Source organism: Paenarthrobacter nitroguajacolicus (assembly GCF_007786235.1).
GTDB classification, from domain to species: domain Bacteria; phylum Actinomycetota; class Actinomycetes; order Actinomycetales; family Micrococcaceae; genus Arthrobacter; species Arthrobacter nitroguajacolicus_A.
Window position 1 is genome coordinate 19,254 of sequence record NZ_VNFK01000009.1, and the last position, 16,375, is coordinate 35,628.

Genomic DNA, 16,375 nt, shown 5'->3' on the forward strand with positions numbered 1-16,375 from the left:
CCCCTATGGGTATATTGGCAAGTTGAGGAGATATCAATGAGCACCAGAACGTACCGGGTGTCGGGGATGACATGCGGGCATTGCGAGTTGTCTATCCGTGAAGCGGTGGGCCAGATGGCAGGCGTCCAAGCTATCGACGTGAGTGCCAAAACCGGCACGCTCGTCGTAACGAGCCATGCTGAGCTGGATGACGCGGTTGTCGCGGCTGTCGATGAAGCAGGCTACGGGGCGGTGCCTGTTTCGTGAGGGTTCCCGTAAAGCTTGGTCTTTTTGGTGCGGGGCTTGCTGCGCTGTTCGCGGCTTCATTTGCTACGGCTGCCGTGGTGGTCCCCGTACAGGCCGGGGGCGCTTCTCCGCCGTCAACTGCTGAGCAGGTCGTGGACAACAGCGTCGTTCAAAAGACTGCAGCGGTGACCGGGCTGTCGATGGAGCAGGACGGGTTCGTCCTGAAGGTCGTCACTTCTCCCGGCACAACAGCCCAGGCGGGGTCGCTTTCACTTACTATCGCTGATTCCGGCGGCGAGACCGTCACCGATTTTCAGGCTTCCCATGACAAGAAGCTGCACCTGATTGTGGTTCGCACGGACGGCACCGAGTTCCGTCATGTCCACCCCACGATGGATGGCCGGGGCGTATGGTCGCTGCCTTGGGAGTGGAAGACCGCCGGGACGTACCGGATTTATGCGGACATCGTACCGGCAGCAACCGGCCAGAACATCACCCTTACCCGCCTGGTCCAGGCGGGTGGAGAGTTCACCCCCGCCCAGCCGGGGCCGGTCTCCTCAGCGGACGACGTGGGCGGCTTTGAGGTGGCACTCACCGGCACGTTGAGTGCCAGCGAACAGGCCATGCTTAAGGTCACGGTGACCCGTGACGGCAAGCCGGTCACCACACTGGAGCCGTACCTGGGCTCATACGGGCACCTTGTAGCCCTGCGCGAAGGGGACCTGGCCTACCTTCACGTGCACCCCCAAGGTCAGGAACCCCGGCCCGGCACTGTTTCCGGTCCCGACGTGGAGTTCATGACCGAGGCGCCGACGCCGGGTCGTTACCTGCTCTATCTGGACTTCCAGGTAGAGGGAAAGGTCCACACCGCGGAATTTGTCCTCGACGCCAGCGGAGCCGTTGCCGCTCAGCCAGAGGCTCCGCGCGAAAGCGCCGGGCCCACCCAATCCGCAGAACCAGGTAAATCCGCCGAGCATTCCGGCCACTGACCACGACACAGACACGCCCCTGGCCGCACCCATGACCAAGAAGCGAAATTCAAGAAGGGACCCCATGTCTGCATCATCGTCCCCGCCGCAAGGGCCGGGCAACATTATCGAACTCGAGATCGGAGGGATGACTTGTGCCTCGTGCGCGATGCGGATCGAGAGGAAGCTAAATAGGCTCGACGGCGTAGTCGCGACCGTGAACTACGCCACCGAAAAGGCGAAGGTCACGGCCCCTGCCGGCTTGGACGCCCGTGCGCTGATCGCCGAGGTTGAAAAGAGCGGTTACTCAGCGGCGCTGCCCGCCGCGGAACCGGCACGGCAGGCCAACGGCGATGCGGGGCAGCCCGACATGGAACTCCAATCGCTGCGGAACCGGCTGTTCGCGTCCATCGCACTGTCCGTGCCGGTCATTGCGATGGCGATGATCCCGGCGCTTCAGTTCAATTACTGGCAATGGGCGTCCCTGACGCTGGCGGCCCCGGTAATCGTGTGGGCGGCATGGCCATTCCACAAGGCGGCCTGGACGAACCTGCGACACGGCGCGGCGACCATGGACACGCTGGTCTCTGTCGGCACGTCGGCTGCCCTTCTGTGGTCGATTTTCGCGCTGTTCTTCGGAACCGCCGGGACGCCGGGAATGACGCACGGGTTCTCGTTGACCATCAGCCACTCTGACGGAGCAGGGAACATCTACCTGGAAGTCGCCGCGGGCGTCACCATGTTCATTTTGGCCGGGCGTTACTTCGAAAAGCGCTCCAAGCGCCAAGCCGGGGCGGCGCTGCGTGCACTACTGGAGCTGGGCGCCAAGGAGGTAGCGGTTCTACGCGACGGGACCGAAACGCGGATCCCGGTCGAACAGCTCGCCGTCGGTGACGCGTTCGTCATCCGCCCCGGCGAGAAAATTGCCACTGATGGAGTGATTGTCTCAGGCAACTCGGCGGTGGATGCGAGCATGCTCACCGGCGAATCAGTTCCGGTCGAAGTCGAAGTGGGCGACGCCGTGACCGGAGGGACCGTCAACGCCGACGGCCGTCTGGTCGTGCGCGCCACCCGGGTCGGTTCGGACACACAGCTGGCACTGATGGCCAGACTCGTGGAGGAGGCACAAACGGGCAAGGCCGAGGTCCAGCGCCTTGCCGACAAGGTCTCCGGGATTTTCGTGCCAATCGTCCTCGGCGTCGCCGTCGCCGTGCTTGGAGCCTGGATCGGTGCCGGCTCCCCGGTCAGCGCCAGTTTCACGGCCGCCGTCGCGGTCCTCATCATCGCTTGCCCCTGCGCCCTCGGACTCGCAACACCAACCGCGCTCCTGGTCGGCACCGGTCGGGGAGCCCAACTGGGCATCCTGATCAAGGGACCGGAAATACTCGAGTCCACCCGCAAGGTCGATACGATCGTTCTTGACAAGACCGGAACCGTCACGACCGGCAAGATGACCCTGCTCGACGTGTTCACCGCAGATGGAACGTCCCACGCGGACGTGCTGCGGCTGGCTGGAGCCTTGGAGGATGCCTCCGAACATCCGATTGCCCAGGCGATCGCCAAAGGCGCAACGCAGCGGATCGGCGCCCTTCCGGTGCCGGAGTCATTCACGAACCTCGAAGGCAAGGGCGTCCAGGGCATCGTCGAAGGGCACGCCGTGCTCGTGGGGCGTGAGAGCCTGCTGGCGGATTGGTCCCAGCACCTCCCTGGACCGCTCGCCCACGCCAAGGCCACGGCCGAATCTGCAGGCAAGACCGCAGTCGCGGTGGGCTGGGATGGCCAAGCCCGCGGCGTGCTCGTCGTCGCTGACGCGGTCAAGGCCACCAGCGCCGAGGCCATCGCCCAGTTTAAGGAACTTGGGTTGACGCCGGTGCTCCTGACTGGTGACAACCGGACGGTTGCCGAGCAGATAGCCGCCGAGGTCGGAATCACCGAAGTCTTTGCCGAAGTGATGCCCAAAGACAAAGTCGACCTCGTCGCCCGCCTGCAGTCCGAAGGCAGGGTCGTTGCCATGGTCGGCGACGGCGTCAACGACGCCGCGGCCCTCGCCCAAGCCAACCTTGGCCTGGCGATGGGAACCGGGACGGACGTAGCGATCGAAGCCGCGGACATCACGCTTGTTCGCGGGGACCTCCGCTCGGCAGCCGATGCCATCCGGCTCTCCCGCAAAACCTTGGGGACAATCAAGACGAACCTGTTCTGGGCCTTCGCCTACAATGTCGCGGCCATTCCGCTGGCCGCGTTGGGACTGCTGAACCCAATGCTCGCGGGAGCCGCCATGGCCTTCTCCAGCGTGTTCGTGGTCAGCAACAGCCTCCGCCTCCGGTCCTTCAAATCCAAGGCCGGCACCACGGGACCCACCGCGGCGCCCAGGACTCCCGTTCGGCAGCTGCAGGACGCCTAAGCAAAATCGTGGCGAACCCGCCCCACCATATAGTCCGGCGGATCCCGGCGACGTAACAAACGAGTACCCACCTCGACCAACGAATCACAGCTAAACAACCACTAAGGAGAAACCATGTGCACCAACCACAACCACGATGAGGCCACAGACACCCCGGGCACTGCCCCGGACCGCGCCGATTCCCCACACCACACCCACGCCGCCCGGCCGGACCGGGATCCCAGCGACCTGGCCGAATGCCCCGTCATGCCAGGGAACATGGTCAGTAAATCTGAAGCCGATGCAGATGGCATGTACCGGGACTACAACGGCACCCGACACTACCTTTGCTGCGACACCTGCGTCGCCCTCTTTGACTCCGACCCCGCAACGTACGCCAAGGCGGCCTAACCGACAACGGTCACACCCGGACAGTGTGCCGGGAGGCGCTCGATCGCACTCCAGGTCTCTGTGCGGCCACTTGAGACATACCCCGCGCATGACACATACACTCCCCCGTTCCTGAAAGGAAACCTATTCCATGAGCAGCAGCTGTTGCAGCACTAACGCCCGCGACAACGACCAGACCCGCCCCGCGGCCATGCCGCCGCAGGCCGGGCACCTCCTCAACCCCCGCAGCGATGATCTCGCCGAATGCCCCGTCATGACCGGCCGGCAAGTCGTCAAAGCCGATGCCGAAGCCACCGGCCTCTTCCGTGACTACGAAGGTAACCGCTACTGGTTCTGCTGCGCCGGATGCGGTCCGCTCTTCGACTCCGACCCGGCCCGGTACGCCACACTCGCGTGAATACTCCGGGGTGGTGCCGGGCTTCGACCGGCACCATCCTGGCATCAAGGACCCTGTTGGGCCCGATAGCTCCCCGCCTTGCCGGTCATCACCCGCACCCCACCATCATCGGGGGAAACTGTTCGCGGACCACCGGCAGTCCCCTGTGTTTGGCGTGCTCTTGCCGCTGAAGGCACGACGTGCTGTGGCCTCTGTTGCTGCCCGGCTCGGCACTGGACCTCGGCGCTCTTCTGCCCGATGAAGTGCTAAAGCGCTGACTCTGCAACCATCGATACAGAAGCGCTAACAACAAAAACAAGGACATCATGGAAACCGCAACATCCGCCGAGGACGCAGCCGAAGAGTGCCAGACCGCGCACGGCTACATCGGTGACAAAAGCAAATACCTCGCCCGCCTCAAACGCATCGAAGGCCAGGCTCGCGGCGTCCATCGCATGATCGATGAGGACACATACTGCATCGACATCCTCACGCAGATCTCGGCACTCACCAAAGCACTCGAAGGCGTCGCTCTCGGTCTCCTCGATGACCATCTCAAGCACTGCGTCATCGACGCCGCGAAGCTCGGCGGCGAAGAAGCAGATGTCAAGATCAAGGAAGCATCCGACGCCATCGCCCGGCTCGTACGGTCCTGAATAGTTTGCCCCGGATTCCTTCCGTCGGCAGGGGCCGTGAATGGGGCATGCCTCGTAGAGCGCCGGAGTGCCGATCAGCGCCTCCAGCAACGGGGCGGCAAAGCCCGTGGGTGGCATGGGCTTTGCGTGCCAGGGGCAACCGGTCCGTCCGCAGCCGAGCATGCTCAATCAGCAGGGGCCATCGAGGTCTGGCTACCAACATTCCCAGGAGACCCCGCACGTGGAAACACAGCAGGCACACCGCAGTGGGCTGTGGGGGGGTACTGGGGGCTCCGGGATAGCGCCGCGGGAACGCTCCGCCAGCGGGGCACGGGCCGCGCCGCAGGAGCGCGACGTTCCATGACACGGGACTGCGGTGCCGACAGGCTGCCAGGTCTCGGGCATTGCCAGGGGACGCACCTGCCGCAGGGCCCCTGCCCTCCGGATACACAGCTATCTGAGTGGACGCAAGGCCCATCGCCGGCGGCGGGGCCGAGCAAGAATTTTCAACCTCCGGGTAATCGTTCCACGTGAGCCGATGAGCGGACCCGGGGGTCCGGTAGGCAAGCATCTGAAGAAGGCCCTTCACTCAGTGTCTCCCCCTCCCGGTTTGCCCGCCAGGGCCAGGGTGCCGCGTGAACGTGCGCGGCAGAAAATCCCTGACCGTAAGCGAAACGGCATATGACGAAGACCTCCGAAACGAAAATGGTCCATTTGGCAGGCCACTCACGCTTCGGAGGTCTTCTTTCCCCTCCGTTCCTCCCCACATCAACAACACTGACGTTGGGAGATCCGAAACCTAGTCCGTTTCCGGTCCGGTACAGAATTGGCAGTTGTCTTCGCAGCCGGACCTCTGAGACACGGTCCGCTGTGTCGAAATGCTGTTTTCCATTACTTTCCACCTCTCGTACTGCGGCACTGTCCGGCAACAAAGCCGTTCACGTACCCTTGCTTGCTGATGTCTGCCCTTTTGAAGGGGTCGTTCGTGATGATTCTGGTCTCGGTTTCTTCGCCCGGATCCGGGTACACCATGCGTGGTCGTGGAGCTACCGGGTGGCTCGTTTCCGCTTGAGCCAGCCTCTGGTGTCGACGGAGAGGCTGGATAGGGAGACAGCGAGGATGGACAGGAGTACGAGGGCCAAGCCGGGCACGAGGACTACCAGTGGTGACCGTTCCACGTAGGGCATGCCTTCGGAGAGAATCAAACCCCATTCAGGGTGGGGTGGCTGTGGTCCGAGGCCCAGGAATCCCAGGAGGGCGAGTGCCAGGGCAATACCCGGCAGACGCAGCATGGCGTGCCGGAACACTGGCCCGAAGACACCGGGAAGCACGTAGCGCAGCATGACCCGGATGGGGCCGACTCCGAGGACGGGGGCAATTTTGACGTGCGACTGGGCTTTGACTTCGGTGACCAGGGCCGCGGTGTGCGCGGCCAAGGGTGCCCAGCTGACGGCTGCTACGGCGACGGCGGCTCCGAGGGTGGAGGTTCCCATGATGGAGGAGACGATGATGCCGGCAATGATTGGTGGTGCGGCGTTCGTGATCTCGATGGGTCCGGTTGCCAGGTTGGGGAACATCCCAATGGCCAGACCGAGCAGAAGACACAGTACGGCTACGAGGAGTGCGATTCCGATCGTTGACACGGCGCCGTGCGAGATGCGCGCCAGCACGTCACGGCCGCTGGAGTCCGCCCCCAGCGGGATGGCCAGCGAGGGGAGCGCGAGGCGTCCGTGCGTGGTTGCGAACGGATCCCGCGGTAAACCTGCCAGAACAATGACCAGCAGCAGGCCCAACGCCGATGCTGGAACGATCCACGCGCTCCGCCGGCTCGCCGCGGCGGGAACAGACGTCGGGACTGACTTGGCGCGAAGGGCCGGCCCAAGGATCAGTTTGCGGACCATGCCGGCCCCGACACCCAGGACCGCTGCGAGGACCATCAAGATGATGACACCGGTCTGCAGGGTCGGCATGTCCTGAGACCTGGCCGCGGCGAGGGTTGCCCGGCCGATTCCGGGTATGGCATAGACCTGCTCAACGGCAATGGCTCCGCCGGTAAGCCCTACTAACACCAGTCCGATCGGTGAGGTGATCGAGGGCAGGCTGCGCCTGGAGACAGCCAGTGCGATGCGCAGCTGGGAGAAGCCGGACACGGACCAGGTCGCCACCCAGCGTTCAGTGAAGGTCGCTGAGAGTGCGTCGGAGAAGAGCCTGCCAAGGTAGCCGCCTCCCGGCAGTCCCAGTGCAAGGGCAGGCAGGACCACATAGGAGAGGCCGTTCCAGCCGTAAGGAGGGAACATTTTGAGAATGACGGCTCCGAAGACCAGCAGCAGGGCCGCGAGGAGGAACTCGGGCATGGAGGTGAATGCTGCTGCGAGGGCACCGGAGGTCCGGTCGTTGCGTCCGTTGAGCCCCCGGCGGAAGGTTGGAATGCTCAGCAGTAGCGCCACGGTGACGGCGACGACCAAGGAGAAAGCCATCAGGGTCAAGGAGACGGACAAGGCCTCAAGCATGCCGGGCAGAACGGGCTTGCCGTCTGTCCAGGAGTTTCCCCAGTCGCCCACAAAGACGCCGCTGAGCCAGTTCCAGAACATGACGAGGGGTCCGTCGGCGAGCCCGAGTTCCTCCCGGATTGAGTTCAGCGCCTCCGGGGTGGGCTCCATCTCCGAATAGCGGGAACGCAGGATGGAGAGGGCTATGTCGCGGTTGGAGAGCGCAGGCAGGATGCCAAGCATGAAAACGATGAGACCAAAGGTCAGTAGCCTGGAAGCACCAGGGATCCATGCAGGGATTCTGCGATCGCCGTGGCCGTTGCGCCGGCTACGGCGAAGCGCGGGAGTGACACTGACTGGTACTGCAGCCATGACGGTCCCTTATTCCTTGGTGGTTTCTGCGGTGATCAGGCCGCGCTCACGCGGGTCCAGGACCAGGTTGGAGACAGTCTTCGCCTTGCCCAGAAGCACGCGTTCGTGCAGCACGGGAAGGGCAGCGTCCTTCTTCAGGATCAGCGCTTCTGCGGCCATAATGGCCTCCCTCCGCTTCTCGCCAAGCTCGCTTGCGGACGCGGCACTGATGACTGCATCGATCTCCGGGTCGCACACCTGGGAGATGTTGAAGGAACCCTTGCAGGAGTAGTCACTGGTCAGGTACGTAGCGGGGTCCCCGGTGTCCTGAACCGTCGCCCTGGACAGGAGGACCATGTCGAAGACCCCGGCCATCATGTCTTTCTCCATGTTGGCGTATTCGCGCACGTCCTGCTCCACGACAAATCCGGCGGCCTCAAGCTGCTGCTCCAGCAGGACTGCGGCCTCGGGCAGTTCGGGACGGGCCGTATACGTTGCCAGGGTGATCTTCTGCCCTGCCGGGGCCGCGGGTCGTGCGATGGAATCCACGTCTCCGCGGATCTCCGCAGCCCACTTCAGTGCCGGCCCCAGCAGGCCTTTGGACTCATCGGCCCGTCCCTCATACACGTTCTGCACGATGCTGGCCCTGTCAATCGCGGCGCGGGCAGCGGCCCGGAGGGCAGGATCAGCGAAGGCGCCCTTTTCGTTGTTCAGGTACAGCGTGCTGGTGCGGGGCATCGGCACCTCGTTCACCAGATCCTGCGGGAGCAAGGAGACCTGGGAGACCGGGAGGGCTTCGACGATATCGGCGGTTCCTGTGCGTAGTGCTGCCGCTCGCGCCGCGCCGTCCGGAACATAAGATACGTCAATGCCGGAAAGTTTCGCCTTTTCGCCCCAATAGTCCTCGAAACGGTCCAGGGCGGCAGAAGATGAGCCGTTGGTGGTGACGATCTTGAAAGGACCGGTGCCCGTGCCCACCGGCGTAACCGTCCCGTCAGGCAAATACGCCGCGGCGGAGAGGATGGACAGCTGCGGGCTGGTGAGCCTGTTCATCATGAGGGGGTCGGGGGTGCCGGTAGTGATCGTTACCTCACGATCACCGGTAGCCTCAAATTTCACCTCCAGCCCGGTCAGGACGCGCAGCTTAGGCGAGGCATTCAGCGCTTTGTTCAGTGAGGTGACGACGCTCTCAGCCGTGAGCGGGGTTCCGTCGTGGAACTTGACGCCTTCGCGGAGGGTGAGGACCCATTTGAGGTCCCCATCCTTCTTCCATTCCGTGGCCAGCAGGGGCTGGGCCTCGCCGTTGTCATCGAGGACGGTCAGGGTTTCGGCCGCGCTCCAGCGTGAGAGCTTGAAGGCGTCCTCGGAGTACGGGCTCAGGTTGGCCATTGGAGCGGCGAGCATGGCCAGGCTGACACGATTGGAGGAGGCTTGTGCTGATGTGCCTTCCCCTGCGAAACATCCGGTCAGGGTCAGGGCGGCTCCCATTGTAAGGGCGCCTGCGGTAAGGAGGTGGCGGGTGCGGGGCATGAATGAACGCATTCTGGGGGTACCTTTCAATTGGCAAGCGTTGCGAGTGTGGGACCGTCCGCCGCGCCGGGGTTCTCCGGTGCAGGCAGTACGGGGATGGCTCCGACAAGTTCACGGGTGCGGGGGTGCTGCGGGTTGGCCAGCAGGGCCAGGGTGGCGCGGTCTTCGATGACTGCGCCGTCATGCATGACCACTGTCCGGTGACAGAGGCTGGCGACCATGGACAGGTCGTGGGAAACGATGAGGAGCCCGGTGCCGCGTTCCTCGGCAATCGAGCGGAGGAGTTCGATGACTTGTTCGCGCATGGGAAGGTCGAGGCCGGAGACGGGTTCGTCGGCGAGCAGGAAATCGGGTCGGGTGGCGATGGCCCTGGCGAGGGCAACGCGTTGGGCCTGCCCTCCGGATAGTTCGCTGGCGCGTCGGTCCAGGTATTCCGGGCCGAGCCCAACTGACTCCAAGGCTTCCCGCACGGCTTGCTTGCGATCAACGTCAACGTTCAACCGGATCAGCGGCTCGGCTACCAGATCCTTGACGGTCATTCGGGGGTCAAGGGATCCGGCCGGATCCTGGGGCACATACTGCACACGGCGGCGGTACCAGCGCAGTTCCTTCAACGGTCCCGGCTCTACCTCACTGCCGGCGCAGCGGACGGAACCGGTATCGCTGCTTTCCAATGCCAGCATCAGGCGCAGCAAGGTGGTCTTGCCCGAGCCGGACACACCGACGATGCCGACCCGTTCGCCTGCGTCGATCTTCAGGCTTGTCTGCCCGAGCGCGACGCGCTCGACCCTTTTCGCGAAGCGATGTTGCCGTGGCATTTGATAGGACCGGCTGACACGGTCAATGTCGAAGAATGCGGGCTCCGCGTTGGTACCGGATACAACCGCGTTCGAATCTACGGCTTCAGTGGAGGCAGAAAATTCCTGCAGGTAGGGTGCGATGGTCGCTGCCCGGGCTGCCCGGATGAGATTCCGGGAATATGGGTCACGGGGGTTTGCCAGAACATCGCGGAGCAGGCCCTCCTCGACGATCCGACCGTCGCGGAGGACTACGGCGTCGGTACACAGTTCCGATGCCACCGCGAAATCGTGGGTGATGAACAGCAAGGCCGGAGACTTCTCGCCGGCGGTGAACTTGTTCAGCACTTTGAGGACCTTTGCCTGTGTCACGACATCCAGCGCGGTCGTCGGTTCATCGGCCACCATCAGCCGTGTGTTGCACGCCAGGGCCAGGGCGATACAGACGCGCTGCCGTTGGCCTCCTGACAGCTCTGAGGGGTAGGCAGTAATCAGCGTCGACGGGTCAGGCAACCCCACTGCCTCGGCCAGCTCAAGCGCTGCAGCACGGGCGTCCGTGGCGTCGAGGCCACGATGCCTGCGGAGTGGCACAACCATCTGGTCCACCAACCGGACCAATGGATTGAGCGCCACTGCCGAATCCTGAAAGATCATAGCTACCCGGGCGTTCTCGGGACGTTTGGGGGCCGGGACGCCGAGGACTTCATGGCCGTTGATCCGGATGCTTCCGGTCGCAACCGCATTCGAAGGCAACCGCCCAAGGACAGCGCTTGCCGTCATGGACTTACCGGAGCCGGATGCACCCAGCAGACAAAGCCGCTGGCCCGCTAGGACCTTGAAACTGAGCCCGTCCACGATGGTCTTGCCGCGGATGGCAATCCGCAAGTTGGAGATTTCTAGACTTGCCACGTCGAACCCTTCGTTAGGGATAAAAGCGTGACGCGCATCACGGGCGCGCCCTTTGCAGCGAGCTTAGGACCGCCGGTGTAGTATTGTCAACAATCCGACGATAAAGATTTTTGATTACTTTATTCTGCCCCTTCCAACGAGCCCTGACTGGAGACTAAGGGCGGGCCTCCGCGCGGTGCATTCGCCACTGCCCCTGCCGCAATCTCTCCATTTACTGCTGCCGTACTGACACGTGACTCCTGGACGGCGCATATTGCCGGTCTACAGAAATTCATTAGTTGCGTATTTACGCAACTAATGTGATTCTGTGAGTATGCTCACCACATTGAGGAATTCCCGCTTTCGGCGCCTGCTCGTTTCCCACGTCCTCGCCCTCTTGGGAACCGGTCTGGCGACCATCGCTCTTGGCTTTGTGGCCTTCGACCTGGCTGGTGATCAGTCCGGATCCGTGCTCGGAACGGTTCTCGCCATCAAGATGCTCTGCTTCATGGTGGTCGCACCGCTCGCGGCGGCAGTTCTGGTCCGTTTCCAGCCCCGCACTGTGATGGTTGGCTCGGACGTGCTGCGGGCCGCCGTCGCCCTTGGGCTCCCCTTCGTGTCCAACGTCTGGCACGTCTACGCCCTCATCGTGGTGCTGTACATCGCATCGGCCGTCTTCACTCCGACGTTCCAGGCGACCATTCCACGGGTGCTCCCCGATGATCGGGACTATGGGAACGCTCTCGCCCTGTCCAGACTGGCCTACGACGTTGAGGCGTTGATGTCCCCGGTGCTGACCGGGATATTGCTTCTGGTCATTCCGACCCAGCACCTGTTTTTCGGCACCGCCCTGGGCTTCGCCGCGTCTGCGCTGCTCATCGGTTCGCTAGTGCTTCCAAAGGCCCTGCCCTCGGAGAGCCGCGATGCACCTTTCATGAAGCGCCTGACCCTGGGCAGCAGGCTGTTGTTCGCCACGCCTGCCCTGCGGGGAATTTTTGCCCTTCAACTGGCTCTTGCGGGCAGCGGGAGTTTTGTCATGGTTCAAACGGTGGCAATCGTCCGGGGTCCGCTGGGTGCGGATGCAACGGCTGTCGCTCTCGCATTGGGGGCGATGGGCGCAGGATCAATCTGCGGCGCACTCAGCTCACCGGCGCTTGTGGCGCGCTTGGGTACCCGTCGTGTCCTGCTCGCTGCAGGGGTTTTGGTGAGCTTGCCGCCCTTTGGTGTGCCGTTGGCGCTTTCGATCGACGGCGCTTCAGGCCTGGCCGTGCTGGCGGCTCTGTGGTTTGTCCTGGGGATCGGCTACGCCGGCGTCCTGACGCCTGTTGGTCAGGTGATCCGCGCTGCGATCCCCGAGCCTGAGCTCCCTGCGGTCTTCGCCGCCCAGTTCTCGTTGGCCCACGGATGGTGGCTCCTCTGCTACCCCCTGGCCGGTTGGCTCGGCGCCCTGACGTCACTCGGAACGGCTGCCGTTGTCCTCGCTGGCATCTCCCTGGTGGCCGCCCTCGCGGCGTCATTCATCTGGAGAGATATGACGCGGGGGCACTTGGTCGGCGATGATGACAGAATGACCGAGGACGCCCGCCCGTGAGCCACGCCAAAAAACCATCGGCAGTCGATACACAGACCATGGCCGAATCCACGCCGTTGGCGGAGGTTTCGTTGCCGTCGGATGCCGATCTCGATGGAGCGGCGGAGCTGGCCCGCCTCGTTGCTGACAGGACACGTCTGGCGATCCTTGCGCTGCTGGCCCAACGTGAACTGTCCGTTGGCGAAATTGCCCAGAAACTGCAGCGCCCCATGGCCTCCGTTTCGCAGCATCTGGCAAAGCTGCGCATCGGCCGCCTGGTCAGTTCACGGAGGGCCGGGACCACTATCTACTGCGCACTGGCCAACGAACACGTCGGTGCCCTGGTGACCAATATTTTGGAACAGAGTGAGCATACGCTCTATGACCGGCCTCCCCACCATGAGGGGCCCCATCAGGCTGGTTGAAGAACCACTGCCGTCAGGGCTGGAGTGGGGCCCGTCACTGGGCTGTGGCCGCTACCGGCCCGTGGTGGTCCCGGGATCGCGCTTCGAGAGTTCCTGCCAGATGATCTTCCGCGCCTGAGAGGTGGCGGTGGAAGGCTGCGTGGATTTCGTTCATTGAACCGGCGGCAATCAGTTTTGCCATGGCCATGTGATCATGGCTCAAGGTGCTCGGTGTCGGGTATGCCCGTTCCGGGTTGATCATGCAGATCAGGGATTCGGTGGCCAGGGTGGTGTAGGCGCGCAGTAAGCGGGAATTGCCAACGCTGGCAACAAGCGTGGTGTGGAAGTCTAGGTCCAGGCGGGAGACCCGAGCCCAATCCCCCGTCGCAATGGCGGCCGGGAGCTGCGAGGCGATTTTGACCAGCGCGTCGGATACCTCCTGGCGTCGTTGCGCTGTTTGGGCAGTAATGATTTCCGCGGCGCCGATCTCCAGCATTTCCCGGACACCATAGATCTCATCAACGTCTTCGTCGGTCAATTCGATCACGAAGACGCCCCGGTTAGGCCTGCTGATCAGCAGACCCTCCTGACATAGACGGTTCAGTGCCTCCCGGACGGGTCCGCGGGAGACACTGAGTTGGCTCGAGAGGAGGGCCTCATTGATCTGCTCCCCGGGTACGAAATAACCTTCCACGATCCGGTCGCGAAGCTGATCCGCGATTATCTCGGCGGTCGATTTTGGCGTGATGGCAGAAAGGCCTACTTCTTTCTTCATCTCGTCTCCCATCCCTTTTCTTCGCCCCCGGCCCCGGTTTCCGCGGACCGACGAGTGGCACCAATAGTTCAGAAGCCATCAACCCCAAGGCTACCGCCCGTCGCCGCATCCGAATCATTGACCCGACAAGGCTCCAGAGGATTCGGCGTGCCAGTCCCCCGTACGCCTCCGTTCCCAACCTTAAGGCTTTACCCTGCTGAAATATTCCACCACCGAACGACCGGCATTCAGATGCCGCCGTGTCGGCTTTACGTATTAGCCTCCCAACGGCCGGGGAGCCTGGGAACATGACGACTTGAAGACGGGAGATCTGATGGTCTTCAGGGCGCAGAGAGATGCTTGCGAAGGACAGAGCGGACCTCATCCATGGAACCAGAGGCAATCATCCCCGCAATCGCCAGGTGGTCATCCCTCCAAGCACCTGGTGTCGGGTAGGACCCTTCGAGGTCCCTCATGCATATCAGTGACTCAGCGGCCAGAGTGGTATAGGCGCGGAACAACCGCGAGTTCCCGGCCTCCGCGACGAGCTTCGTATGGAATCGAAGATCCAAACGGCAGATGCTCGCCCAGTCCCGGGCAGCCGTAGCCTCGGGCAGCAACATAGCAATCTTCACCAACCGGGCAGAGACTTCCTGTCTCCGTTTGGCCGACCGGGACGTGATGGTCTCTGCGGCAGTGAGCTCCAATAGTTCTCGGGTCCGGTAGATCTCGCCTACGTCATCCTTCGTCAGCTCGATCATGAACAGGCCACGATTGCGTTTGCCCGTAAGTAGCCCCTCCTGGCTCAGACGCTGAAGCGCTTCCCGCAACGGCGTCCGGGAAAGGTTCAGCTGGCTCGCCAGGTGCACCTCATTGACCTGTTCCCCCGGCGTGAAGTGACCAGTCAGGATCAACTCGCGAACCTTGTCCGCGATTTCCGCCGAGCCCGTCGATTCAGGCGTGATTGCCGGCAGTCTTTTTACTCTCTCCATGTCCTATCCTCCTACCAACGCAGGCGGTATGGGCCCGGTCTGCGGGAGCGGTTTCTGCTTGTCACGACCTTGTCGGTGGTTAGCTCCCGAGAAACTGGGCCCACCGGGCAAATGGGTCGCCCCGGCCGCTGTGCCCCGCTGACGGATCCCGTCTGAGGGAACAGGTGATGGGGAAGCCTCCTTCGGGAAAGATTGGTGGGGCGCGTCACCTCAGGCATGTACTGCCTGCTCATGGGAGACGTGGTCCTGAGACTCAATCTGCAGGGTGCTGTGGCTGGTGTCGAAGTGTTCCCCGAGGCAAGCGAGGAGTTCATCAAGCAGAGGTTCGGAGCCGTTTGAGGCAATCGTGTCGTCATCCACGACAACATGGGCGGAGAAAACGGGGACACCCGAAGTAATGGTCCACGCGTGCATGTCGTGGACATCCAGCACGCCGGGGACGCTGAGGAGGTGCGCACGCGTTTCCTCCAGATCCATGTCCTTCGGAGTCGCCTCCATCAGCACATGCACAACGTCTTTGAGAAGGCTCCACGCCCTAGGCAGGATCAACAAGGCAATGGCGATCGAAGCGATCTGGTCCGCCAACATCCAACCCGTGAGCCAGATGATGATGCCGGCGATGATGACGGCTACCGAGCCCAGGAGGTCACCCAGAACCTCCAGGTACGCGCCGCGCACGTTGAGGCTTTCCTTCTGGCCGGACTGAAGAATCAGCAGTGAGACAAGGTTAGCTACCGCACCGATGATCGCCGCGAACAGCATCGGCCCGGCTTCCACCTCAACTTCCGTGCCTAGGCGTTTGACCGCCTCTACGAAGATCATGATGGCGATCGCAGCAATCGCGATGCCGTTAATGAGCGCGGCGAGAACTTCGATGCGCTGATACCCGAAGGTCCTCTTGGCGGTGGCCTTTCTCGTCGCGATAACACTGGCGATCAGGGCGATGAAGACCCCCGTGGCGTCGGTGAGCATGTGACCTGCGTCGGCCAGCAGTGCCAGGGAGTTGGAGATCATCGCTCCTACCACCTGAATCAAGAAGATTGACGCAGTGATGCAGAGGACGATGATCAGTTTCTTGCGGTGCTTCCCGGTGGCCGTGGTGTGGTCTCCCAGACCGTGGCTGTGGCCATGGTGTCCGTGGCCATCCTCCTTGACCTTCGGGGCTCGATGGCCGGCACTGAAAGCCCACCCATGATCGTGGTCCCCGTGATCATGGTCGTGACCGTGGTCAGCGTGGCCGTCGTTGTTGTCAGTCCCGGAAGGCGTCTTGCGTCCCTGGGGCTCTGGAATCGAATTTTTTCGAGATGAAGTCATACGGGAAAGATAGCACCATCGTAAGATTGTTGACAATCCTCATGAACCTATTTCTCATGTTCGTTGCCGAAGAGTGCACAAGCTCGAGTGCATGCGCCTTAGGCGTCATTGATGTGCCCAAGGACCGCGTCCCAGCCCGCGTACGCGAACTCGATACCCTTCTTCTGCAAGTCGGCCGCTCCTCTTCTGGTTCAGCAGAATCCACAGAACCCCTGCAATAGGTTCGGCCCGCTCCGGCTCTTGCCATCCGGGCCGGCAGCGTGCCATCCAGACACTCGATGCCGCCGT

14 protein-coding genes are annotated in these 16,375 nt (G+C 62.9%); 8 read left to right on the forward strand and 6 right to left on the reverse strand.

Annotated elements, in window-relative coordinates:
- Positions 1-36 precede the first annotated feature (36 nt).
- From FQP90_RS12735 to FQP90_RS12760, 6 genes are all read left to right on the forward strand, one after another.
- Positions 37-246 carry a heavy-metal-associated domain-containing protein gene (locus FQP90_RS12735; protein ID WP_144650962.1) on the forward strand — a complete coding sequence of 70 codons (210 nt, stop codon included), beginning with the start codon at positions 37-39 and terminating at the stop codon, positions 244-246.
- Positions 243-1,214, forward strand: coding sequence for a heavy-metal-associated domain-containing protein (locus FQP90_RS12740; RefSeq protein ID WP_208760002.1), 972 nt, complete (start codon positions 243-245; stop codon positions 1,212-1,214). Before FQP90_RS12735 ends, FQP90_RS12740 begins: the two co-directional genes overlap by 4 nt.
- A 64-nt stretch (positions 1,215-1,278) precedes the next feature.
- A complete protein-coding gene (locus FQP90_RS12745; RefSeq protein ID WP_144650964.1) occupies positions 1,279-3,597 on the forward strand; it encodes a heavy metal translocating P-type ATPase in 2,319 nt (772 codons plus the stop codon).
- A gap of 114 nt (positions 3,598-3,711) precedes the next feature.
- A complete protein-coding gene (locus FQP90_RS12750; RefSeq protein ID WP_144650967.1) occupies positions 3,712-3,987 on the forward strand; it encodes a hypothetical protein in 276 nt (91 codons plus the stop codon).
- Positions 3,988-4,117: 130 nt separating this feature from the next.
- The gene (locus FQP90_RS12755; protein ID WP_144650970.1) at positions 4,118-4,384 is read left to right on the forward strand and encodes a YHS domain-containing protein; all 267 of its coding nucleotides are present in this window, start codon (positions 4,118-4,120) and stop codon (positions 4,382-4,384) included.
- Positions 4,385-4,689: 305 nt separating this feature from the next.
- On the forward strand, positions 4,690-5,019 hold the full coding sequence (locus tag FQP90_RS12760; protein WP_144650973.1) for a metal-sensitive transcriptional regulator: 330 nt from the start codon (positions 4,690-4,692) through the stop codon (positions 5,017-5,019).
- Between the two features lie 1,025 nt (positions 5,020-6,044).
- Here the strand turns inward: FQP90_RS12760 and FQP90_RS12765 are convergent.
- From FQP90_RS12765 to FQP90_RS12775, 3 genes are read right to left on the reverse strand one after another with little or no spacing between them, the layout of a single operon-like run.
- Positions 6,045-7,859, reverse strand: a complete 1,815-nt coding sequence (locus FQP90_RS12765) for an ABC transporter permease subunit (protein WP_144650976.1) — start codon at positions 7,857-7,859, stop codon at positions 6,045-6,047.
- A gap of 9 nt (positions 7,860-7,868) precedes the next feature.
- Positions 7,869-9,368 (reverse strand): ABC transporter substrate-binding protein, encoded by a 1,500-nt coding sequence (locus tag FQP90_RS12770; protein ID WP_144650979.1) that lies wholly within the window; start codon positions 9,366-9,368, stop codon positions 7,869-7,871.
- 26 nt (positions 9,369-9,394) lie between these two features.
- On the reverse strand, positions 9,395-11,074 hold the full coding sequence (locus FQP90_RS12775; RefSeq protein ID WP_144650982.1) for an ATP-binding cassette domain-containing protein: 1,680 nt from the start codon (positions 11,072-11,074) through the stop codon (positions 9,395-9,397).
- 313 nt (positions 11,075-11,387) lie between these two features.
- Between FQP90_RS12775 and FQP90_RS12780 the strand changes: the two genes are divergently transcribed.
- Both FQP90_RS12780 and FQP90_RS12785 read left to right on the forward strand, forming a co-directional pair.
- Entirely contained in the window at positions 11,388-12,644 is a 1,257-nt protein-coding gene (locus tag FQP90_RS12780; protein ID WP_244296769.1) for an MFS transporter, read from the forward strand.
- Positions 12,641-13,048 carry an ArsR/SmtB family transcription factor gene (locus FQP90_RS12785; protein ID WP_244296755.1) on the forward strand — a complete coding sequence of 136 codons (408 nt, stop codon included), beginning with the start codon at positions 12,641-12,643 and terminating at the stop codon, positions 13,046-13,048. The genes FQP90_RS12780 and FQP90_RS12785 overlap by 4 nt, the downstream gene beginning before the upstream one ends.
- Positions 13,049-13,082: 34 nt before the next feature.
- On the opposite strand, the gene FQP90_RS12790 is transcribed toward FQP90_RS12785, so the two are convergent.
- The 3 genes from FQP90_RS12790 to FQP90_RS12800 form a co-directional block, all read right to left on the reverse strand.
- On the reverse strand, positions 13,083-13,802 hold the full coding sequence (locus tag FQP90_RS12790) for a GntR family transcriptional regulator (protein ID WP_167510479.1): 720 nt from the start codon (positions 13,800-13,802) through the stop codon (positions 13,083-13,085).
- 320 nt (positions 13,803-14,122) lie between these two features.
- Positions 14,123-14,773 carry a GntR family transcriptional regulator gene (locus FQP90_RS12795; protein ID WP_144650991.1) on the reverse strand — a complete coding sequence of 217 codons (651 nt, stop codon included), beginning with the start codon at positions 14,771-14,773 and terminating at the stop codon, positions 14,123-14,125.
- A 210-nt stretch (positions 14,774-14,983) separates the two neighbouring features.
- The gene (locus FQP90_RS12800) at positions 14,984-16,087 is read right to left on the reverse strand and encodes a cation diffusion facilitator family transporter (RefSeq protein ID WP_144650994.1); all 1,104 of its coding nucleotides are present in this window, start codon (positions 16,085-16,087) and stop codon (positions 14,984-14,986) included.
- Positions 16,088-16,375: the final 288 nt, after the last annotated feature.

What these genes read in the sequence shown, in the direction of transcription:
- FQP90_RS12735 (WP_144650962.1), top strand. Translation starts at nt 37, where the DNA reads ATGAGCACCAGAACGTACCGGGTGTCGGGGATGACATGCGGGCATTGC.
- FQP90_RS12745 (WP_144650964.1), top strand. Translation starts at nt 1,279, where the DNA reads ATGTCTGCATCATCGTCCCCGCCGCAAGGGCCGGGCAACATTATCGAA.
- FQP90_RS12750 (WP_144650967.1), top strand. Translation starts at nt 3,712, where the DNA reads ATGTGCACCAACCACAACCACGATGAGGCCACAGACACCCCGGGCACT.
- FQP90_RS12755 (WP_144650970.1), top strand. Translation starts at nt 4,118, where the DNA reads ATGAGCAGCAGCTGTTGCAGCACTAACGCCCGCGACAACGACCAGACC.
- FQP90_RS12760 (WP_144650973.1), top strand. Translation starts at nt 4,690, where the DNA reads ATGGAAACCGCAACATCCGCCGAGGACGCAGCCGAAGAGTGCCAGACC.
- FQP90_RS12765 (WP_144650976.1), bottom strand. Translation starts at nt 7,859, where the DNA reads ATGGCTGCAGTACCAGTCAGTGTCACTCCCGCGCTTCGCCGTAGCCGG.
- FQP90_RS12770 (WP_144650979.1), bottom strand. Translation starts at nt 9,368, where the DNA reads ATGCCCCGCACCCGCCACCTCCTTACCGCAGGCGCCCTTACAATGGGA.
- FQP90_RS12780 (WP_244296769.1), top strand. Translation starts at nt 11,388, where the DNA reads ATGCTCACCACATTGAGGAATTCCCGCTTTCGGCGCCTGCTCGTTTCC.
- FQP90_RS12790 (WP_167510479.1), bottom strand. Translation starts at nt 13,802, where the DNA reads ATGAAGAAAGAAGTAGGCCTTTCTGCCATCACGCCAAAATCGACCGCC.
- FQP90_RS12795 (WP_144650991.1), bottom strand. Translation starts at nt 14,773, where the DNA reads ATGGAGAGAGTAAAAAGACTGCCGGCAATCACGCCTGAATCGACGGGC.
- FQP90_RS12800 (WP_144650994.1), bottom strand. Translation starts at nt 16,087, where the DNA reads ATGACTTCATCTCGAAAAAATTCGATTCCAGAGCCCCAGGGACGCAAG.